We start from the raw sequence: 20,083 nt of genomic DNA on the forward strand, positions 1-20,083 counted from the left end.
AGGTGGGGTGCGATCCGTCCGGTTTCTGGTGTAGATATTTAACGGACTTCCTTAAGGCTGGCCACAATGACAGGTAATGGGGCAAATTCGCCCACCCCCGGATAACGGGAGGTGCGAAAATTCCGGTCAGATATGGCCGTGGCGTTAGGAAGGCTGCGCCGTTACGATTGACGGGGCCGGGTGGATCGCAACCTGAAACGATTCAAGTCATGCTATTATCCACGTAAATTCTGTTTTTTCCAGCCCGGCGATTTTTGCGGGCTGAATATCAGCTATGCATATAACCGTTTGAGGCGGTGGAAGAATATAGGCGGCAAAAGAAAACGGCACCCGCGATGGGGTGCCGTTTGCAAGGTTTTCAGTTCTCGCCTGATCTAATAGTTCATGACCTTTTCCGGGCCCATCAACATGGTCGGAAGCCATGTCGAAATTGCCGGGATATATGTCACGATGATCAGGAAGACCAGAAGGATCATCAACCACGGCAAAGCGGCGCGAACCACTTGAACCAGCGACATTCCGGTAATGCCCGACGTCACGAACAGGTTAAGTCCGACCGGCGGCGTGATCAGGCCGATTTCCATGTTCACAACCATGATGATACCAAGATGGATCGGATCGATACCGAGCTTTATCGCGATCGGGAAGAGGATCGGTGCCATGATCAGAAGGATCGCCGACGGCTCCATGAAGTTCCCGGCAATCAGCAGGATGATGTTGACCACGATCAGAAAGGCCCAGGGCTCCAGACCCCAGTTGATGATGGTTTCAGCAATGGTGTGCGGAATGCGTTCGGATGTCAGCACATGAGCAAACAGCATGGCGTTGGCAATGATGAACATCAGCATGATGGTCACTTTGCCGGCCTCAAGCAGCACGTGGCGGATATCCTTGTCGAACGGGATCATGGCAATGGCCTTGCCGATTTTCGGCAGGTTATGGCCAATAATGGCAGCAAAGCTCATGCCTTTTTCCGGAACCCATGCAACGCCTTTTATCGGCCCCATATCGCGATAGAATACGATGGCGACCAGCATGGCATAGACGGATGCAACTGCCGCGGCCTCGGTCGGGGTAAATATCCCGCCATAAATGCCGCCCATGATCACAACAACCAGAAGCAGGCCACCCGATGCTGAAAACAGGCCTTCAAGCCATTCGGTAACGCTCGGACGATCCTGTTTTGGCAGTTTCTTGATCCGGGCCACGATATAGATCACGGTCATCAGCATGATGCCGGCAATCAGACCGGGAATAACACCAGCCAGGAACATGCGACCAACGGAAACCTGGGTTGCCGCGGCATACACCACCATCACGATCGACGGCGGGATCAGAATGCCCAGCGTCCCGGCGTTACAAATCACACCGGCGGCGAAATTGCGCGGATAACCGGATTTGATCATACCGGCAATCACGACGGAACCGATGGCAACAACCGTGGCCGGGCTTGAACCCGAAACGGCTGCAAACAGCATACAGGCCAGAACCGACGCCATGGCAAGACCACCATGGAACCAGCCCACCGTATCGACGGCAAATCGGATCAGGCGGCGTGCCACCCCGCCAGTCGACAGGAAGGTCGAGGCAAGGATAAAGAACGGAATGGCCAGAAGGGTGTAATGTTCCATCCCGTTGAAAAGCTTTTCGATCAGGGTCGCAAGCGAGTCTGATCCGAAAAACAGGATGGTGGTGATGGATGACAGGCCCAGCGCCACGCCGATCGGGGTGCCAAGCGCCATCAACGCAAACAGCGTGATGAACAGATATGCGATTGTCATTTAAGGCGTTCCCCCGCGATCATTTATCGTTGTCGCGACGGACGATGCCGTCGGCCATGACGTCGGCTTTGTCGCCTTCGCCAATGGTTTCGATCACCTCGCGTGCTTCATCGGCAAGCGAGAATCCGTTTTGCTGACCCGAAAGAATACGCCACAGGACCTGTCCGAGACGGAACAGCAGCAACGCACCGCCAAGTGGCAGGATCAGATAGACGACCCACATCGGGATCGGGGAATCTTCGGCCTCGATACCGATCATGTGATAGAAGGTCATGCTTTCCCAGCCGCCATAAAGAATAAGCGCGGCATAGGACATGCAGACCAAAGCAACAAAGATACCGGTGATGCGCTGGGCGGGTTTTGCAAACAGTTGAACAAGGGCATCAACCCCGATATGGGATCCGACCTTGACACCATAAGACATGCCGAAAAGCACAAGCCAGGCAAACAGAAATTCGGTGATTTCCATCGACCAGGTCATGCCGGAATTGAAGCCGTAACGAAGGACGACATTGACGAAGGTCAGCATCGTCATGGCGGCGAGAAGGAGGGCAATAATGCCCTCCTCCAGCCGGTCAACGACCGTTTTAATCATAGCGGTAACGGTCCTCTAGGTTCGAGGAATTACTTGTTGCAGGCGGCAGCGGCTTCGATCAGATCGGCACCGATATCACCTTCGAACTGCGCCCAGACAGGCTTCATGGCTTCGCGCCATGCTTTGACATCGTCAGCAGACGGTTTGACGAGTTCGGTTTCACCCGAATCAACGATCAGCTGGCGCTGTTCGTCGGCCAGTTTGCCCGACAGGCCGTTGGCATATTCGGTTGCCTCGTCCATGGCCTGTTTCAGGCCAGCCTGGATTTCCGGATCAAGACCGTCCCACCATTTGGTCGAGGTCACGACGAGATAGTCGAGAAGACCGTGGTTGGATTCAGTGATGTAATCCTGAACTTCAAAGAACTTCTGGGAATAAATGTTCGACCAGGTGTTTTCCTGACCGTCAACAACGCCGGTCTGAAGTGCCGAATAGGTCTCGGCGAATGCCATTTTCTGAGGAACGGCATCAACAGCTTCGAACTGTGCAGCAAGTACGTCCGAGCTCTGAATACGGAATTTCAGGCCAGCAGCATCGGCTGGGGTCAGCAGCGGCTTGTTGGCCGAAAGCTGTTTCAGGCCGTTATGCCAGTAACCCAGACCGGTAAGACCCTTGTCTGCCATCGACAGCAGCAATTCCTGGCCTTTTTCACCTTTCTGGAAGCATTCAACAGCTTCCATGTCGTTGAACAGGAACGGAAGATCGAACAGGCCGAGCTTCGAGGTCCATTTGCCGAATTTCGCAAGCGACGGTGCTGCAAGCTGGACGTCACCACGCAGCATTGCCGGCAGAACCTTGTCGTCATCGAACAGCTGCGAGTTCGGGTAAATTTCGACTTTAACCTTGTCACCAAGGATTTCTTCGGCGCGCTTTTTGAAGAATTCAGCGCCCTGGCCCTTCGGGGTGTTCGGGGCAACCACATGGGCGTATTTGACAACAACCTGTGCGGATGCCGCGCTGGTCATGCCAAGAACGGCTGCCATTGCAACGCTGGTTGCGAGAAGTTTTTTGGTAATCGGACGCATCAATAGTCTCCCTATAAGCTTTGTGCGTTTTCCCAGTAGCGCGCCAATTATCGGCGTCGTTCAGGTCGCCGTTTGGCGCTGGGGTGCAACACTGCAATTGCCGGGCCAGTTCTGCATATCTGTCATTACGATAAGTAATATCAGCGGTTTGCAGTGTGTTTCGCAATGGTGCGGTGCAGCGTAAGTTCTTCTTTTTGTTGTCTTTCCCGCACATCCCTTCTTCGCAATGTGCGGTCTTCCGCACAATATCTCAAGTTGAAAATGCAAATTTTTTATCGATTGCAGGATTTTTGACGCAGGCGGGGCGGGTGATTGGTAGGACCAATTGCAAAACGTGCGGCAAAGGCTTATCCCTGCCAGTCGCTTTGTCAGATTACGGGCAGTATTGCGGGGCGATTTGCCCTGATCGTTCCTAACCGTCTGATTTATTGCGAAACTCTGCCGGGACGATGCCGTATTTGGCAAGTTTGTCATAGAAGGTTTTGCGCGGAACGCCCAGTGCATTGACCGTTGCCGTTACATGGCCGCCATGCTGACGGAGTGCCTCACAGATCACGCCTTTTTCAAATGCTTCGACTTGCTGGGGCAGGGACAGGACATTTTCGGTTGCCTGTGCGCTGTCACCGGCAAACGGATCAAGGCCCAGAACCCGGCGTTCGGCAGCGTTGCGCAATTCGCGGACATTCCCCGGCCAGTCATGGGCAGTCAGGCGGGCGATTTCCGTGCCGTTCAACGGGGCAAATTCCCGGCCAAACCTTCCTTGCGCCTCTTTCATGAAATGCTGGAAAAGAAGGGGGATGTCATCCTTTCGATCACGCAATGGCGGGATGTGCAGTTGCACGACATTCAGCCGGTAATACAAATCCTCGCGGAATGCTCCGCGTGATGATGCCTCGCGCAGATCAATCTTGGTTGCGGCCACCACGCGCAAATCAATAGGTTGCAACTTGTTCGAGCCCAGCCGTTCCAGCGCGCGTTCCTGCAAAACCCGCAGCAGTTTGACCTGAAGCGATAACGGCATGCTTTCGATTTCATCAAGGAACATGGTGCCCTTGTCGGCAAATTCGAATTTGCCGATACGTTTGTTCTCCGCCCCGGTGAAGGCGCCCGCTTCGTGGCCGAACAGTTCCGATTCAATAAGGTTTTCAGGCATTGCACCGCAATTGACTGCCACAAACTGGCCGGGGCGGCCTGATGCCTCGTGCAGGGTGCGCGCAACCACTTCCTTGCCCGCACCTGTTTCGCCATTGATCAGGACATGGGCATCGGTCGCGGCGATATTGCCAATCAGTGTGCGTAGCTTTTCCATGGCAGGCGTGCGACCGATCAGGCCCGATACTTCCTTGCTGTGGCGGGCCAGTTCGGCCTTGAGCGTCCTGTTTTCAAGAACCAGCTGCCGATGGGCCATGGCCCGGCGCGCGATATCGATGAAATGATCCGGGTCGAACGGTTTTTCGATGAAATCAAACGCGCCTTCGCGCATCGCACGCACCGCGGTGGCAACGTCACCATGTCCGGTGACAAGGATCACCGGCATTTCCGGCTCAATCTTGCGCACCTGAGACAGCAATTCCATGCCGTCCATGCGCGGCATGCGGATATCAGTAATCAGGATTCCAGGCCAGCCGCGGCGAACACGTTCCAGCGCCGAACCGGCGTCGCTGTGGCATTCGACAAGGATGTCGGCAAGCTCCAGCGTTTGCTGTGCGGCTTCCCGCACATCTTCGTCGTCATCGACAAACAGAACGCAATGGGCCGAGTTATTCAAATGCCTTCCCCTTTTAATCCGTTCCGGATCACGGGGCGATCATACGATGTACCAGCAGATCCGTTTCCGCGCCTTCTGTTTCGGCGGTTTGGCCGGATGTTGTATCAGGCATCGGCGATGACGTCGAGGTTGATGTGCCGTCATGCCCGGACACCTGTTCTATGCATCGCAATTCAATCGTGAAACAGGCCCCGCCAATCGGGCGGTTTTCCGCACGTATCGTGCCGCCAAAGCTGCGCATGATGCCATAACAGATCGAAAGCCCCAGCCCCAGCCCGTCACCAAACGGTTTGGTGGTGAAGAACGGGTCGAACAGTTTGGGCAAATTTTCGGGCAGGATGCCGGGGCCGTTATCGGTAATCGCGACCAGAACGCGACCATCCTTTTCCTCAAGCATGATACCGATTTCGGGGAATTCCTCATCCCGGCAGGCATCGGCGGCGTTGCTCAGGATATTGAGGAACACCTGTTCAAGCTGGTTTTCCTCGGCGGTGACTTTTGGCAGGTTTTCCAACGCCTGATAACGTATGTCGGCCAATCCGGCCCGGCCGGTTTCGCGCAGCAGATCAATCGCCTTTTCCAGCGGTTCGGCCAGTTGCACCGGATGGGCGTCATGTTTTGGGCGGCGGGCAAAGGTTTTCAGATGGTTGGTGATCCGGCCCATGCGTTCGGTCAGTTCAGAAATCCGGCCCAGATTACGGCTGGCGGTTTCGTCATTGCCGCGCGCAATGAATTTAAGTGCATTTTCGGCGTAACTTCGAATGGCGGTCAGTGGTTGATTGATTTCGTGTGCAATGCCAGCTGACATCTGGCCAAGGGCGGCAAGTTTGCCAGCCTGCACCAGTTCGGCCTGTGCCGTGCGCAGGGCGTCTTCGGTACGGCGGCGTTCGCTGATTTCCTCGGCAAGGCGGAGGTTTGTGCTCATGAGGTCGGCGGTGCGAAGCCGCACCTGACGTTCCAGTTCACGTTGCGACCAGTCGCGGATTTCTATTTGTTCGAGCATCGCGCGACGGCGTTGCAGCAGCACAAAAATCGTCCCCATGATGATGATATGCATGGCCCCGCCGATGAAGCCCGCGGTCAGGATCGACTGATCAAGAACCGCCTTGTCGGTCAGCAGATAAATATTCCAGCCCTGTTTGGGCAGGGGGCTTCGGATCACAAGATATGGTTTGGCATCATTTTTGGCTTTTCCGCTGGCTTCGGCGTCTGGTTTTGCCGTTGCAGCTTGCCCTGATTGAAGGGTTTTCGGAGTGATGACCTGTGCTGGTGCAAGCGACAGAATGCTGATTCCGTCATCGCCGGGCCATTCGCCCTGATGAACGGGCATCGGATCGAGCGGGTATTCACCATATTTGCGCGAAAGCATCAGTTCAGGCCTGTCTTCGGGCGGAATACCGGTCAGGGCGCGGAACCGCCATTCGGGCCGTGATGTAATGATGACGATGCCGTTTTCATCGGTTACCAGAACATTCTCGTTCCCGCGTGCCCAGCGTTGGACAAGGGTTTCAAGATGGGTCTTGACCACCATCACGCCTTCGAATGCCGCCCCGTTCGGGCGGACCGGATGCGAGATATAATAACCCGGGACATTCGACGTGATGCCAAAGGCAAAGTAATGCCCGGTCAGTCCGGCTTCGGCCTGTTTGAAATAGGGACGGAACGCAAAATTTCGCCCGACAAAGGATGCATCGCTGTTCCAGTTGCTGGCCGCAATTGTTGTCCCGTTGCGATCCATGAAATAGATGTCGGATGCACCACTGTCAGCGGCGAGTTTTTCCAGATAGAGATTGACCTCGGCCGCGTCCGACGGGCTGGAATGCAGGGCAAGGTCAAGGATACGTTTGTCACTGGCAAGCGTGATCGGAAGGTATTCGTGTTCCTTGATCGCCCCCTGAAGGTTGGAACGATAAAGTTCCAGCTTGTTGCGGCCGTCCTCGGTGATTTCGACAAGACGGGTTTCGCGCCACAGTTCCGTGGTCAGCCATACGGTAACCGGCAGCAATATCAGCATTCCGGCCAAAACCAGACGTGCACTTCGCTTTGCGGATATTGATGTCTTGAGCATTTCCCGCCAGACCGTTTCAAGAATTATGCCGGGGTATTATGATGACATATTGGTAACAATGCATAGCCGAAAAAGGCTTCGCGTGTCAGGCGCTTGATAAAAGTGCGCACTGTCTGTACCAATCAGGAAACGATCTGGCCTGATCGTGGCCCCACGTTTCCTGCCTGGACGGGAAATCCATATTCCGACAAGGATGTGACCCTGAATGACCGATGATGATGCTCGCCTGATCTGGGTTCTGGCCGATGACCGTGCAGGAAACGTCAATCAGGCCATCGGTGTCGCAGAAGCACTGGCACAGCCCTTCAAGCGGGTCGATATCGGTTATACCAATCTGGCACGGTTGCCCAATGTTATCCGCCGGGCCAGCCTTTTGGGGGTGGATACCGGATCACGGGCGCGCCTTGTCGCACCCTGGCCCGATCTGGTGATTGCCGCAGGACGTCGTACCGCACCGATTGCCCGCTGGATCAAAAAGCAAAGCAACGGCCATACACGCATATGTCAGATCATGCGTCCGGATGGGGGCGAGGGGGCGTTTGACCTGATTGCGGTCCCGGCCCATGACCGGATGCCAGCGCGTGACAATGTTGTTGAAATCCCCGGTGCCCCGCATCGGGTAACCGAAACGCGGCTTCTGATCGAAGCCGATCTATGGCGGCCGCATTTCAAGGGGCTGCCAAGCCCGCGCGTGGCACTGATCATCGGCGGCAGCACCAAAAGTACGGTATTCACCGCGGATATGGCCCGGGAACTGGTTGGTCGGGCGATTGAGGCGACCGGGGCCATTGATGGTAGCCTGCTGGTCACGACCAGCCGTCGCACAGGCCCGGAGAACGAGGAGATCATTGCCGAAATGCTCGGCAATTCGGGGCTTGCCTATCATCTGCATGATTGGAGCTCGAAGGCGGAAAATCCGTATTTCGGGTATCTGGCGCTGGCCGATATCATCCTTGTTACCGGAGATTCGGTTTCGATGTGTTGCGAAGCGGCTGCCGCACCGGGCGGGGTTTATATCTATGCCCCCGATGGCATCGCAGGCCCCCGCCATCAACGTTTGCATCAGTCACTTTATGACGGTGGATATGCGCGGCCATTGCTTCCCAATACGGAAATCGTGCCGTTCAGGCATCCATCCCTGCAACCGGCCCGAACGGTAGCGCAGCGGTGCCTTGAACTGCTAAGCGCACCTGTTTCCTGATCTGCCAGAATCCGCGATTTTATTTTTATCTTGATAGTGATCGTTACGGAAGTCGGATACCGTTTCCGTGCGGATCAATATGATTGACCAGAAAATCGATGAAGGCCCGGATGCGCGCGGCAAGATGTTCATGCCCGGCAAAGATCGCATGGATCAGCTGTTCGTCATTCGGGTTCCAGTCGGGCAGGATTTCAACCAGTGTTCCGGCCTTCAGATCGCCCTGAACATGGAACCGCCCCAACCGCGCCATGCCGAGCCCTGAAAGGCAAAGGCGGCGCATGGCCGGGCCGCTGTCGCAGAGGAAATTGCCCGATACCGTCCGGCCAAACCGTTCGCCGGTGTCGGGATTTGTGAAAGGCCATTCATTCATCGGGATCGGGAAGTTGAACCGCAGGCAATTGTGACTGTCCAGTTCGTCCGGATGGCCGGGCAGGCCGCGTTTGGCAATATATTCCGGTGATGCGACGATGGTGCGGCTGCTTTCGATCAGTTTGCGGGCCTTTAACGATGAGTCGGGCAATGATCCGGATCGGATGGCGATATCGGCCCGTTCCTCAAGCAGATCAATGATCCCGTCGGTCAGGGAAAAGTCCAGCTCGACCTCGGGATAGCGTGCGAGAAAGGCCGGGATCAGCGGCTGAACATACATCACGCCAAACGCGATGGAGGCATTGACGCGCAACCGTCCACGCGGGGCGGCCTTGCCGCCGCTTGCGACCGCACGTTCGGCATCGTCGATTTCATCAAGAACGCGCTGGGCGCGGACCAGATACATTTCGCCTTCGGGGGTCAGTTGCAATCCGCGTGTGGACCTTACCAGAAGCCGGGTCGCCAGCCGGTCTTCGATCCGTGTGACAAGTTTGCTGACAGCAGATGGCGACAGATGCAGCTTGCGCCCGGCTTCGGAAAAGCTTCTGAGTTCCGCGACCCGGATGAAGACTTCCATTTCCCCTGCGCGATTATCCAACTGATCCTCCGGCTTTGAATTCAATTCAAAAGCATTTGTCGCGCAATCCGGATTATCGTGCAAGCATTCCATCGGCATAGTGGGCGGCAATGAACGGGGCGGGATGCCCCACCAACCATTTGTGCCCGCAGACGCATGGCGCGCGGGCCGGAGAATTGAAATGCCGCTTGCTTTATTTGCGTTGACGATCGCGGCCTATGCGATCGGCACGACGGAGTTTGTTGTCGTCGGCCTTTTGCCGACCGTGGCAAACGATCTTTCGGTGACCCTGCCGATGGCGGGGTTGATTGTCAGTGTCTATGCCCTTGGTGTCACATTTGGTGCGCCGGTTTTAACCGCCCTGACCGGGCGGATGCACCGCAAGACCTTGATGCTGGGTTTGATGGGGGTGTTTGTGGTCGGCAACAGTGCCGCCGCCCTTAGCCCGAGTTATGAAATGCTTCTGGTGGCGCGGGTGATTTCGGCCTTTGCGCATGGTGTGTTTTTCTCCATCGGGGCGACGATTGCCGCCGATCTGGTGCCGGAAAACCGCCGGGCATCGGCGATTGCCATGATGTTCATGGGGTTGACGGTTGCGATTGTGACCGGTGTACCGCTTGGCACCTATATCGGTCAGATGTTTGGCTGGCGGGCGACTTTTTGGGGTGTTTCGCTTCTTGGCGTGATTGCCTTTGTCGGGATTGCGGCTTTGCTGCCCTCGAACCTCAGCCGGGCAGAGCCCGCACGCCTGCTTGATCAGGTGCGCGTGCTTGGCAGTGGCCGGTTGCTTCTGGTGTTTGGCATGACGGCGTTTGGTTATGGCGGCACGTTTGTCACCTTTACCTATCTGTCTGCCGTGCTTCAGGATATTACGGGTTTCAGTGAATCCAGTGTCAGCCTTATCCTCGTTGCTTATGGGCTTGCGATTGCGGTTGGCAACCTTGCCGGGGGACGCATTGCGGATCGGAACCCGGTCCGGGCGTTGACCATCCTGTTTGCCTTGCAGGCCGTCACACTTGTGATCTTTACCTTTACCGCCGTGTCGCCGATCCTTGCGGTTATTACGCTGGCGGCCCTTGGTTTCCTGCAATTTGCCAATGTGCCGGGGCTTCAGCTTTATGTCGTGCAACTGGCAAAGCTGCACCGGCCGGGCGGGGTAGATGTCGCATCGGCGCTGAACATTGCGGCCTTTAACCTTGGTATTGCGATTGGAGCGTGGGTTGGCGGGATTGTTGTTTCCTCGTCACTTGGCCTGTCGGCAACGCCTTGGGTTGCGGCCCTTCTGGTCGCGTTTGCTGTCGGCCTGACCATGATCAGCGGCGCGCTGGATCGCCGGTCCGATAACGCCCTTCAGACCGCATAACCGATATCGGGTTGCCGCATCCTGTTTACCGGATGTGGCACCCTTTGCCGGAAAGACTTGTTTTAAGGGGCTTTCTGGCGTTTTCTGATTGTTCGCCCCACAAAACCGGTTTTGATATGTCCATTTCGACTGCCATGCCTGCTGCCGTTCCCGCGCATTTTCCGCGCCAGATTGCGGTTCTGATCCTTGTTGTTGTTGCCTGTTCCTTTGCCGGGAACCATGTGGCGGCAAGGCTGGCATTTGAAAACGGCACCGGGTTGCTTCTGGCGATCCTGTGCCGGTCGGGGGTGGCGTTGGCGATCCTGATTACGCTTGTGATCTGGCAAAGGCAGACGATCCGGCTTCCGGCCGGGACGCGCAGATGGCAATTCTTGCTGGGGCTTCTGGTCACCATTCAAAGCCTGTGCCTGTATTCGGCAGTGGCCCGCATTCCGGTCGCGTTGGCCCTTTTGACGGCCAACAGTTTCCCGATCATTCTGGCGTTGCTGACCTGGGCGTTGGGTGGGGCGCGACCGACATTGAAATCGGCGGCCCTGATGCTGTTCATCCTGTCGGGGCTTGTTTTAGCACTTGATGTGCCCGGCGTTCTGGCGATGGAGGGTGATGTCGGTGCGAACTGGTGGCAGGGGATTGTCTTTGCGCTTGGTGCGGCAACGTCCTTTGCCGTGGCCCTTTGGGTGACCGATCACAAATTGTCGGCTTTGCGCGGATCGGTGCGCAGCATGTTCACCATGCTGATTGTGTTTGCATCGATGATCGTGGCCGGTTTCGCCGAACTGGTGCCGGGCGGGATGGCATTGCCGTCCGCGACACCGGGCTGGTTCGGGCTTGGCGCATTGGTGCTGCTTTATGGTGGTGCCTTTTCCGTCCTGTTTATCTCGGTGCCGCGGCTGAATATGGCGCGCAATGCGCCGGTGATGAATATGGAACCGATTGCCACCCTGCTGTTTGGCTGGGTGGTGCTGGAACAGATGATCAGCCTGGCCCAGATGCTGGGCGGGTTGGTCGTGATTACCGGGATTGTCATCCTGACGCTGCGCAAATCGGCCTGAGTGCCGGAATTATCGGAACCTTCGGGTTTGGCAGCCGTTGCGAAGACAGTCGCGACATTTTCAATGAGGAATTCAGATGTTTGATGTATCTGCAAATGGTGCGGTGATTCCCGCCCTTGGCTTTGGCACTTTTCGCATGCCCGAAGCCGACGTTCTGCGTATCGTGCCACAGGCGATCAAAACCGGCTTTCGCCATATCGATACCGCCCAGATTTACGACAACGAAGCCGCCGTCGGGCAGGCGATCCTTGATAGCGGCGTCCCGCGCAAGGACATCTTCCTGACCACCAAGGTCTGGGTCAGCAATTACAGGCATGATGCCTTTATCAAATCGGTCGATGAAAGCCTTGAAAAGCTTAAAACCGATTATGTCGATCTGCTGCTGTTGCATTGGCCGAACAATGATGTGTCGCTTGCCGATCAGATCGGGGCGTTAAACGAGGTCAAGCAGGCCGGCAAGGTGCGCCATATCGGGGTCAGCAATTTCAACATTGCCCTGATGGATGAAGCCGCCGCGCTATCGGATGCGCCGCTTGTGACCAATCAGGTCGAATATCATCCATTCATTGATCAGACCAAGGTCATGGACGTTGCGCGCAAGCATGGCATGGCCCTGACCGCCTATTATGCGATGGCCGATGGCAAGGTGCTGGAGAATGAGCAGCTTGGCGAGATCGCCAAATCGCATGACAGGTCGGTCGCGCAGGTTGTCCTGCGCTGGCTGTTGCAGCAGAATGATGTGATTGCCCTGTCGAAAACCGCAACCGAAAGCCGGGTCGCGGAAAACTTTGATATCTTTGATTTCGAACTGAGCGGCGAGGAAATGCAGGCCATTCATGGGCTGGCCGATGAAAACGGCCGGATCGTCAGCCCCGATGGGTTGGCACCCGATTGGGACTGATGCTGCTTTCAGGAAGCGACAGGGCCGGGGAAACAGATTTTCCCGGCTAAGATATTGAGAAATATATTTTTTATGTCGTAATGAGTTTTGATTGGGAACTTTTTCCGGTTTTTGGAAAATTGTTCTTGATTTGTTCTTGGTCTTGTGGCATAAAGATAAAGTCAACAGGACAAATGGGTCCGGAGACAAAACCCGCAAAGCGTGATTCGCTTTTGCGGGTTTTTTGCGTTTCGGGCGGCAAAAACAGGAATGAGACGATGACAGGGCAGCGATCTGAAAGGCCGCAATGGCGGCGGCGGTATCGCCAAAGGAGCATCATTGGCGCATGGAAAAGCCATTACGGCGGTGGTGCGTCCGGGCCGTGAGGCCGTCGGAAATTTGCGAAAAACGGGTGTTTATCATGACGGGAGAAATGTGTCCTTAGGGCAAGGGCGTGTGTTCGGGGCAGCGAGAACCGGGGCCAAGTTGGTTCAGTCCGGGGCCAGTCCGGTCGGTGAAGCGTGACAATGCCGAGAATCAGCGGGCCCGAATTGCGCCCGGATTGGATCGGCACTGGATCGTCTGACCGGGATTGGCTGGCAGGATCGGTTGTCAGCGGGCTGGTGGACCGTTTGGCGATGCCGAAAGGCTGGTCATCGATGGCGGGAGTTGTGTGTCTGCCATGCGGCAACGTGTGGCCCTTGGGGTGAGGTGCGTTTGCGGCGTCAACCGAGGGCGGTAGGTGCTTGTTCAGGGCAGCGTGGTCCGTCCGGGCGGTGGCGTTTGGCGATGCCGGGGGCGGCGGGCTTGGCTTGGCTTGGCGGGTTTGGATCGGTTTGCCCGGAGCGGCGGGCGGGATCGGTTGCCAGCGGAGCGATGGTGCGTTCGGAGATGCCGAAACGTGGGTCATTGATGGCGGGATTTGTGCCTGCCATGCGACAACGTTCTTGCCTTTGGGGCGAGGTGCGTTTGTGGTGTCCATCGAGAGCCCGAGGTGTTTGTTCGGGGCAGCAGGGACTGGGGCGAGGTCGGTCTGGTGCAATCCGGTTCAGTCCTGTCCTGTCCTGTCCTGTCCGTCCAGCCCACCTGGTTGGTGGCATTTGGTGATGTCGAGGGGCAGCGGGGTTGGTTGGCTGGCAGGAATGGCCTGGCGATTGATCAAACCGTCATTCCGGGCGCAGCGGAGCGCAGACCCGGAACCTGCGCCCCATTGAAAGAGCTGGATTCCCGCCTTCGCGGGAATGACGATCAGGTTGGGAATGACGATCAGGTTGGGAATGACAATCGGATCGGGAGGGCTGTGTCAGCGGTCTGAGGGCCGGGTTATCCGGCCCTGTTGACAGCCACATCTAGACCGCCTGTGAATGCCGTCCGTGGGCGTGATCAAGATAGGTGTCAAACGCCGCACACACCGCACGGACAAGCGGGCGGCCGCTTTCGGTAAGGTGGATGTGTGTGCCGTTAACTTCGACGATGCCATCCTGTGTCATGGCGCGGACCCGGTCGATTTCGCATGTGAAGCGGTCGGCGGATGTGCCGTGATCGGCGCAGATGGCGGCGACATCAACCGTCAGATTGCACATCAGTTCGTTGATGATGTCGCGCCGGATGCGATCCTCGTTGCTAATCGCAATGCCCTTTTCAATCGCACATTTTCCGGCCTCTACCGCGCGTTGCCAGCGGGCAAGGGCCGGGTCGTTCTGGGCATAGCCCTGTGGCAGCGATGAAATGGCCGAGGGGCCAAATCCGATCAATGCTTCGGCGCGGTCGGTGGTGTAACCCTGAAAATTACGGTGCAAAAGGCCGCTTTTCTGTGCGATGGCCATGGCGTCGTCATCACGGGCGAAATGGTCAAGGCCGATGGCGCTGTAACCATGCGAGGTCAGCTGGGTCTGGATGGCTTCGTACTGGGCCCAGCGGGCTGCGGTGTCAGGCAGGGCTTCGGTCGGGATCAGGTTCTGATGCTTTTTCATCCATGGCACATGGGCATAACCGAATACCGACAGGCGGTCGGGATTGAGCTTGACCGTCTGATCAACGGTTTCGATGATGCTGTCGACCGTCTGGAACGGCAGGCCATACATCAGATCGACATTGATGCCCGAAATCCTGTGCGCGCGCAGGCGGGCAATGACATCTTCGACCAGCTCAAACGATTGCACGCGGTTGACCGCACGCTGGACAAACGGGTTGAAATCCTGAATGCCGATGCTGGCGCGGGTAAAACCGCAATCGGCCATGGCATCGATAAATTCCGGGGTTGCGGTGCGCGGATCCATTTCAAGGGCGACTTCGGCATCGTCAAGAATATCGATGCGGTCCGTCAGGTCGGCCATGATCGCGCGCAGGTCTTCGGGTTTCAGTGCCGTCGGGCTGCCGCCGCCAAAATGAATGTGCGACACCTTGAAACGATGGGCGGGGTCAAGTTTTGACAGCAGGCTTGCGATTTCAGCCCGAAGGGCGACAACAAAATTGCCGACCGGGTCATATTGCTTGGTGATTTTGGTATTGCAGCCGCAGAACCAGCACATTTCCCGGCACCACGGAATATGCAGATAAAGCGATAAGGGTTGTGCTGGATCGAGGTCACCCAGCCAGCTTTCGAAAACCCTGCCATTCACCGACGCGCTGAAATGCGGTGCGGTCGGATAGCTGGTATAGCGCGGCAGACGCAGGTCGTATTTTTCGTAAAGGGCGAGTTGCATGACGGACATCCCGAAAATTCGTTCTGTCCGTCTTTTGCATTATTCCAAATTCATCTTCCTTGATATGCGTCAAGGAGCGGCAAAGCGGGAAATTACAGATGCTTGAAAGCCGAAATCAGATCAGCCCGCAGGATCGCCAGACGTTCATTGCCGGTTTCCTCGTCATACGGTTCGGCCTTGCCGACACCCCAGATCGGGCCGGGCCATGCGGCATCATTTTTGAACCGGGCGACGACGTGGCAATGCAGTTGCGGAACCATGTTGCCCAGCATCGCCACATTGGTTTTATCGGCCTTGAAACGACGCTTGAGGGTTGCTGAAGCAATCGCGCATTCATCGCCCAGCAATTTGCGTTCATCCGCGCTCAGATCGTCATAATCGACCAGATTGGCGCGTTTCGGCACAAGGATCAGCCACGGATAGCGGGCGTCGTTCATCAGCAGCACGTGAGACAGTGGGCCATCGGTGACAAGATCGGTGTCGGCGGCAAGTTGCGGATGAAGGGCGAAGTCGTCGATCATGGTGGGCCTCTTTTGGGGCGTGGGTCGGATGGATGCAAAATCTTATAATCGGAACGCATCAGCTTGTCGCGCGTTCCAGCAAAGGGGGACAAAATTGTCCATCCAATTGTTCTTTTTGAATAACTTGCAATGATCGCCGTTCCTGCCTAGCTAGAGCCGGGGTCGGACAAATGCGATACAGGAGCATGACCGGCATGACGGACAGAAAGCGGGTGGTAATTGTTGGCGCGGGTTTCGGGGGCATGAGTGCCGCCAAGAAACTTGCGGGCAAGGATGATGTTGACGTCGTCCTGATCGACAAGCGCAATCATCATCTGTTCCAGCCACTGCTGTATCAGGTGGCGACCGCCGATCTGTCACCGGCCGAAATCGCCTGGCCGATCCGCAGTATTTTCAGCCGTTATCCCAATGTTTCCGTCTTCATGGGCGAGGTCACAGGCCTTGATTTGCCGGGGCGGCGGATCATCGCGGGGGATCGCGACCTTTCATACGATTATCTGGTGATCGCGACCGGGGCGGTGACATCCTATTTCGGGAATGATCACTGGGCTATGGTCGCACCGGGCCTTAAAAACATTACCGAGGCGACCGATATCCGCAAAAGCCTGCTTCTGGCGTTTGAGCGCGCGGAAAACAGCGAAGATGCCGAAGAACGGCGTCGGTTGCTGAACTTTATCGTGGTTGGCGGCGGGCCGACCGGGGTCGAGATGGCCGGCGCGATTGCCGAACTTGCCAAGCAGGCATTATCCCATGATTTTCGGCGGATCGATCCGCGTGATGCACGCATCATCCTTGCCGAAGGGGGCCCCAGATTGCTGGGCGCATTCCCGGAGGATTTATCGGAATATACCCGTAAATCGCTTGAAAAAATCGGGGTCGAGGTCCGCACCAATCAACAGGTTTCCGACATTACCGCGATGGGTGCGCAGATTGGCGATGAGTTTATTCCCAGTGCCAATGTGATCTGGGGGGCGGGTGTTCGGGTTGATCACCTGGCCGACTGGACCGGGCGGGAATGTGATCGGGGGGGCCGGGTGATGGTCAATACCGATCTGTCGGTGCCGGGCTATGAGGATGTTTTTGTCATCGGTGATGCGGCGCATGTGCCGTGGCGCGATGGCATGACGGTACCGGGGATTGCACCGGCAGCCAAGCAGCAGGGCAAATATGTTGGCGGGCGTATCCTTGATCATATGAGAAGCCGCGAAACGCCGCCATTTGCCTATCGTCATGCCGGAAATCTGGCGACGATTGGCCGTCATCGGGCGGTGATTGACCTGAACGGATTGAAGCTGCGCGGCTGGCTGGCGTGGTGGTTCTGGGGGCTTGCGCATATCTATTTCCTGATCGGTTTGCGTGCGCCCGCCCTTGTCATGGTGCAGTGGGTGTGGAGTTATCTGTTCCGCAAAAAGGGCGCGCGCCTGATCACCGGGCAGATGGCGGGCGAGGTATCGGAACAAATAAGTCCAGCGCAAAAACCGGCACAAAAACCGGCAAAAACACCACCGGGAGAATGAGGGGCGATCCATTCCCCGGTGATGGTACCGTCATGTTGTTCAGGCCGTCATGGCGATATCTGAATCCTGCGTGTGACGTGCCTGCAATTGCGTGACGATATCTTTGACCTTTGCCTCGGCATCGGCGATGGATTTTTTGGTGCGTTCGTCGCCGAATTCGTCATATTCGATGGCGGCACTATGTTGATCGGTGATGCCGATATATTCCAGCGGGGCAAAGACGCCGCCTTCGACATGGTTAAGATGGGCCACACGTCCACCCGGATCATATCCGAAATCGCCGCGCGAGGATAAAACCACCAGTGATTTTCCCCCGGTCAGCATTGGCCAGTAGGGGACGCCATCACGGGCGCGGTCAAAGCCGAAGGTGACGCCGACACGGACGATGTTTTCGATCCATGCCTTCATCTGGGCGGGCATGCCGAAATTATACATCGGCACCCCGGCAACAATCACATCGGCACGCAGCAATTCGGCAAGCAGTTCGTCGCTTTCAGCCAGAACCTGATGCATCCAGTCTTCGCGCTGTTCGGGTTTGGTGAAGGCGGCGTGAACCCAGTCGCCGGTTACCGGGCTGGGCGGATTGGCACCGACATCGCGATAGATGATTTCGTCATCCGGGCGGGTGGTGCGCCATTGTTCGATGAATTTGGCGGTAAGGCGGCGGGAGTGGGAGCCATGGGCGCGGGTGTCGGATCGGCCGGGGCGCGCACTGCTGTCGATATGAAGGATGGTTGTCATGGGGCACCTTTGATCGTTAATGATGATCTGTGATAATCTGTGTTCATCTGTTTTCGATTTGCGTTGCCCCATATTTGACTTGGATATAGGCTTTGATCAAAATCGAATATCTCAGCCAATAGATGAATTGAGTTCATCCATATGTCCTTGCCCCCGCTTGCGACCCTGCGTGCTTTTGAGGCCGCCGCCCGACACCTTAGTTTCAAGCGGGCGGCGTCCGAACTTGCCGTGACGCCAACCGCGATCAGCCATCAGGTGCGATTGCTTGAAGAAACCCTTGGTGTGCGGTTGTTTGATCGCAAGCCAAGGCAGGTGACACTGACCGCCGCCGGGCAGGAACTTTATCCGACGTTGCGCGACGGCTTTGCCGGTTTTGCCGTGGCGATTGACCGGGTCAAGGCGCGCAAACCCCAACGCGGGCTGACGGTATCGGTGCTGGCATCGTTTGCCGCCAAATGGCTGTTGCCGCGCCTTGGCGGTTTTCAGACAGCACATCCCGATATTCATTTGCGGCTGCATACATCGGCTGAGACGGTTGACCTTCATTCGGGGATGGCCGATGCGGCGGTGCGATATGGCAGGGGGCCATTTCCGGGGATGGTGGTGCAGACCCTGTTTGCCGACCGGTTCGCGCCGGTTTGCAGCCCGATGTTAAACATCCGACAGCCCAACGACCTGCGCGGGCAGACCTTTTTGCATCTGGAATGGTTGCGCCCGGACGAGGCAACGCCGACCTGGGCGCGGTGGTGCAAGCGGGCCGGGTTGGATGATGTCGATTTATCAAGCGGGCTTAGTTTCAGTGACGATACCCATGCCATTCAGGCCGCGATTGCGGGGCAGGGTGTTGTTCTGGCCAGTTCGGAAATGGTGCGCTCGGAAATCGCCGCAGGGCTTCTGGTGCAGCCATTCGGCCCGGTGATGGAAGGGCATCATTATCACCTGATCCATACCGGCAGGAGTGCGAACATCAAGGAAATCGAGGCATTCGGTGCGTGGCTGGCGGACGAAATTGCCAAAGATGGTGCCGTGTGATGAAGGTGTCCGGGGTGCCGTCCTGCTTTGGCATTGACGCGGCGGCGGCGATGCGAAACCATGACATTCCGAAATCATCCCCCAAGCAGGTGCCCGATGCCCCGTTTTAGTGCCAATCTTTCATTCCTGTTTGCCGATCTGCCGTTTGAAAAACGGTTTGCCGCGGCGGCGGCGGCCGGGTTTGGCGGGGTCGAATATGTCGGCGCCTATGACATGCCGATGGCCAGCGTCAAATCGCTGCTGAGCGATAATGGCCTTGAACAGGTTTTGTTCAACATGCCGACCGGCGATTGGGAAAAGGGCGAACGCGGGCTTGCCTGCCGGCCGGGGCGCGAGGATGCGTTTCGCGATTCCGTGGTCAAGGCGCTTGATTACGCAGCCGCGACCGGATGCAGGATGGTGCATTGCATGGCGGGTGTGATGGGCAAGGGCGAGGACGCGGGGGAACTGGCGCGGCTTTATTGCGACAATCTGCTTTATGCCGCCGATCTGGCCGAACAGGCCGGGGTCAAAATCCTGATCGAGCCGATCAATCCGCTTGATATGCCGGGTTATCTGCTTAATTCCGTCGAACAGGCCGCCGTGATCCTTGATCAGCTTGATCATCCAAATCTGGCGCTGCAATTCGATATTTATCATGCGCAAATTGTCGGCGGGAATATTGCCGCGCGTCTGGACAGGCATCTGGACAAAACCGCCCATATCCAGATTGCCGGTGTGCCGGGCCGCCGTGAACCCGATAGTGGCGAACTTAATTATCCGTTCCTGTTCTATATGCTGGATCGGGTCGGGTATGACGGCTGGATCGGCTGCGAATACAAGCCGCATGGCGATACTGTTGCGGGGCTTGAGTGGATCCGCCCGTGGATGCCTGCGGCTAAGTGAGGG

18 protein-coding genes are annotated in these 20,083 nt (G+C 56.8%); 8 read left to right on the top strand and 10 right to left on the bottom strand.

Going from position 1 to position 20,083, the window contains the following annotated elements; translation table 11 throughout:
• Positions 1-374: 374 nt before the first annotated feature.
• The 5 genes from TH3_RS06920 to TH3_RS06940 all read right to left on the bottom strand — a co-directional run bounded on the left by TH3_RS06920 (position 375) and on the right by TH3_RS06940 (position 7,237).
• Positions 375-1,781: a TRAP transporter large permease gene (locus TH3_RS06920; RefSeq protein WP_007090926.1), complete on the bottom strand. Its 1,407-nt coding sequence runs from the start codon at positions 1,779-1,781 to the stop codon at positions 375-377.
• A gap of 19 nt (positions 1,782-1,800) precedes the next feature.
• Complete coding sequence (locus tag TH3_RS06925) at positions 1,801-2,376, bottom strand: TRAP transporter small permease (protein WP_007090927.1); 576 nt, start codon at positions 2,374-2,376, stop codon at positions 1,801-1,803.
• A gap of 29 nt (positions 2,377-2,405) precedes the next feature.
• Positions 2,406-3,401 (bottom strand): TRAP transporter substrate-binding protein, encoded by a 996-nt coding sequence (locus TH3_RS06930; protein ID WP_007090928.1) that lies wholly within the window; start codon positions 3,399-3,401, stop codon positions 2,406-2,408.
• A 412-nt stretch (positions 3,402-3,813) separates the two neighbouring features.
• On the bottom strand, positions 3,814-5,169 hold the full coding sequence (locus tag TH3_RS06935) for a sigma-54-dependent transcriptional regulator (protein ID WP_007090929.1): 1,356 nt from the start codon (positions 5,167-5,169) through the stop codon (positions 3,814-3,816).
• A 28-nt stretch (positions 5,170-5,197) separates the two neighbouring features.
• Positions 5,198-7,237: an ATP-binding protein gene (locus TH3_RS06940; RefSeq protein ID WP_007090930.1), complete on the bottom strand. Its 2,040-nt coding sequence runs from the start codon at positions 7,235-7,237 to the stop codon at positions 5,198-5,200.
• 205 nt (positions 7,238-7,442) lie between these two features.
• Between TH3_RS06940 and TH3_RS06945 the strand changes: the two genes are divergently transcribed.
• Complete coding sequence (locus TH3_RS06945; protein ID WP_007090931.1) at positions 7,443-8,438, top strand: mitochondrial fission ELM1 family protein; 996 nt, start codon at positions 7,443-7,445, stop codon at positions 8,436-8,438.
• 43 nt (positions 8,439-8,481) lie between these two features.
• Here TH3_RS06945 and TH3_RS06950 read toward each other — a convergent pair whose 3' ends face one another.
• Positions 8,482-9,405: a LysR family transcriptional regulator gene (locus tag TH3_RS06950; RefSeq protein ID WP_037990013.1), complete on the bottom strand. Its 924-nt coding sequence runs from the start codon at positions 9,403-9,405 to the stop codon at positions 8,482-8,484.
• Positions 9,406-9,565: 160 nt separating this feature from the next.
• Here TH3_RS06950 and TH3_RS06955 point away from each other — a divergent pair, with 160 nt between their 5' ends.
• The 3 genes from TH3_RS06955 (at position 9,566) to TH3_RS06965 (ending at position 12,700) form a co-directional block, all read left to right on the top strand.
• Positions 9,566-10,747 (top strand): MFS transporter, encoded by a 1,182-nt coding sequence (locus TH3_RS06955; protein WP_007090933.1) that lies wholly within the window; start codon positions 9,566-9,568, stop codon positions 10,745-10,747.
• Positions 10,748-10,863: 116 nt separating this feature from the next.
• The gene (locus TH3_RS06960) at positions 10,864-11,799 is read left to right on the top strand and encodes an EamA family transporter (protein WP_082242530.1); all 936 of its coding nucleotides are present in this window, start codon (positions 10,864-10,866) and stop codon (positions 11,797-11,799) included.
• Between the two features lie 76 nt (positions 11,800-11,875).
• Entirely contained in the window at positions 11,876-12,700 is an 825-nt protein-coding gene (locus TH3_RS06965) for an aldo/keto reductase (protein ID WP_007090935.1), read from the top strand.
• A gap of 704 nt (positions 12,701-13,404) precedes the next feature.
• Here the strand turns inward: TH3_RS06965 and TH3_RS06975 are convergent.
• A complete protein-coding gene (locus tag TH3_RS06975) occupies positions 13,405-13,614 on the bottom strand; it encodes a hypothetical protein (RefSeq protein ID WP_007090937.1) in 210 nt (69 codons plus the stop codon).
• Between the two features lie 59 nt (positions 13,615-13,673).
• On the opposite strand from TH3_RS06975, the gene TH3_RS06980 reads away from it, so the two are divergent.
• Entirely contained in the window at positions 13,674-13,994 is a 321-nt protein-coding gene (locus tag TH3_RS06980) for a hypothetical protein (RefSeq protein ID WP_007090938.1), read from the top strand.
• 34 nt (positions 13,995-14,028) lie between these two features.
• Here the strand turns inward: TH3_RS06980 and hemN are convergent, their stop codons facing one another.
• Together hemN and TH3_RS06990 are read right to left on the bottom strand one after the other, a co-directional pair.
• A complete protein-coding gene (hemN, locus tag TH3_RS06985; protein ID WP_007090939.1) occupies positions 14,029-15,384 on the bottom strand; it encodes an oxygen-independent coproporphyrinogen III oxidase in 1,356 nt (451 codons plus the stop codon).
• Between the two features lie 92 nt (positions 15,385-15,476).
• On the bottom strand, positions 15,477-15,905 hold the full coding sequence (locus tag TH3_RS06990; protein WP_007090940.1) for an HIT domain-containing protein: 429 nt from the start codon (positions 15,903-15,905) through the stop codon (positions 15,477-15,479).
• Positions 15,906-16,099: 194 nt separating this feature from the next.
• On the opposite strand from TH3_RS06990, the gene TH3_RS06995 reads away from it, so the two are divergent.
• Positions 16,100-17,422: an NAD(P)/FAD-dependent oxidoreductase gene (locus TH3_RS06995; protein WP_139328282.1), complete on the top strand. Its 1,323-nt coding sequence runs from the start codon at positions 16,100-16,102 to the stop codon at positions 17,420-17,422.
• A 39-nt stretch (positions 17,423-17,461) separates the two neighbouring features.
• On the opposite strand, the gene TH3_RS07000 is transcribed toward TH3_RS06995, so the two are convergent.
• Entirely contained in the window at positions 17,462-18,163 is a 702-nt protein-coding gene (locus tag TH3_RS07000) for an FMN-dependent NADH-azoreductase (protein ID WP_007090942.1), read from the bottom strand.
• Between the two features lie 141 nt (positions 18,164-18,304).
• Between TH3_RS07000 and gcvA the strand changes: the two genes are divergently transcribed.
• Together gcvA and otnI are read left to right on the top strand one after the other, a co-directional pair.
• Positions 18,305-19,195: a transcriptional regulator GcvA gene (gcvA, locus tag TH3_RS07005; RefSeq protein ID WP_007090943.1), complete on the top strand. Its 891-nt coding sequence runs from the start codon at positions 18,305-18,307 to the stop codon at positions 19,193-19,195.
• Positions 19,196-19,291: 96 nt separating this feature from the next.
• Positions 19,292-20,080: a 2-oxo-tetronate isomerase gene (gene otnI, locus TH3_RS07010; RefSeq protein WP_007090944.1), complete on the top strand. Its 789-nt coding sequence runs from the start codon at positions 19,292-19,294 to the stop codon at positions 20,078-20,080.
• Positions 20,081-20,083 lie beyond the last annotated feature (3 nt).

This window comes from Thalassospira xiamenensis M-5 = DSM 17429 (assembly GCF_000300235.2).
GTDB lineage: Bacteria > Pseudomonadota > Alphaproteobacteria > Rhodospirillales > Thalassospiraceae > Thalassospira > Thalassospira xiamenensis.

Bases quoted from the DNA above. Each gene is read 5' to 3' on its own strand.
- TH3_RS06920 (WP_007090926.1), bottom strand. From the start codon at position 1,781: ATGACAATCGCATATCTGTTCATCACGCTGTTTGCGTTGATGGCGCTT.
- TH3_RS06925 (WP_007090927.1), bottom strand. From the start codon at position 2,376: ATGATTAAAACGGTCGTTGACCGGCTGGAGGAGGGCATTATTGCCCTC.
- TH3_RS06930 (WP_007090928.1), bottom strand. From the start codon at position 3,401: ATGCGTCCGATTACCAAAAAACTTCTCGCAACCAGCGTTGCAATGGCA.
- TH3_RS06940 (WP_007090930.1), bottom strand. From the start codon at position 7,237: ATGCTCAAGACATCAATATCCGCAAAGCGAAGTGCACGTCTGGTTTTG.
- TH3_RS06945 (WP_007090931.1), top strand. From the start codon at position 7,443: ATGACCGATGATGATGCTCGCCTGATCTGGGTTCTGGCCGATGACCGT.
- TH3_RS06955 (WP_007090933.1), top strand. From the start codon at position 9,566: ATGCCGCTTGCTTTATTTGCGTTGACGATCGCGGCCTATGCGATCGGC.
- TH3_RS06960 (WP_082242530.1), top strand. From the start codon at position 10,864: ATGTCCATTTCGACTGCCATGCCTGCTGCCGTTCCCGCGCATTTTCCG.
- TH3_RS06965 (WP_007090935.1), top strand. From the start codon at position 11,876: ATGTTTGATGTATCTGCAAATGGTGCGGTGATTCCCGCCCTTGGCTTT.
- TH3_RS06975 (WP_007090937.1), bottom strand. From the start codon at position 13,614: ATGGCAGGCACAAATCCCGCCATCAATGACCCACGTTTCGGCATCTCC.
- hemN (WP_007090939.1), bottom strand. From the start codon at position 15,384: ATGCAACTCGCCCTTTACGAAAAATACGACCTGCGTCTGCCGCGCTAT.
- TH3_RS06990 (WP_007090940.1), bottom strand. From the start codon at position 15,905: ATGATCGACGACTTCGCCCTTCATCCGCAACTTGCCGCCGACACCGAT.
- TH3_RS06995 (WP_139328282.1), top strand. From the start codon at position 16,100: ATGACGGACAGAAAGCGGGTGGTAATTGTTGGCGCGGGTTTCGGGGGC.
- TH3_RS07000 (WP_007090942.1), bottom strand. From the start codon at position 18,163: ATGACAACCATCCTTCATATCGACAGCAGTGCGCGCCCCGGCCGATCC.
- gcvA (WP_007090943.1), top strand. From the start codon at position 18,305: ATGTCCTTGCCCCCGCTTGCGACCCTGCGTGCTTTTGAGGCCGCCGCC.
- otnI (WP_007090944.1), top strand. From the start codon at position 19,292: ATGCCCCGTTTTAGTGCCAATCTTTCATTCCTGTTTGCCGATCTGCCG.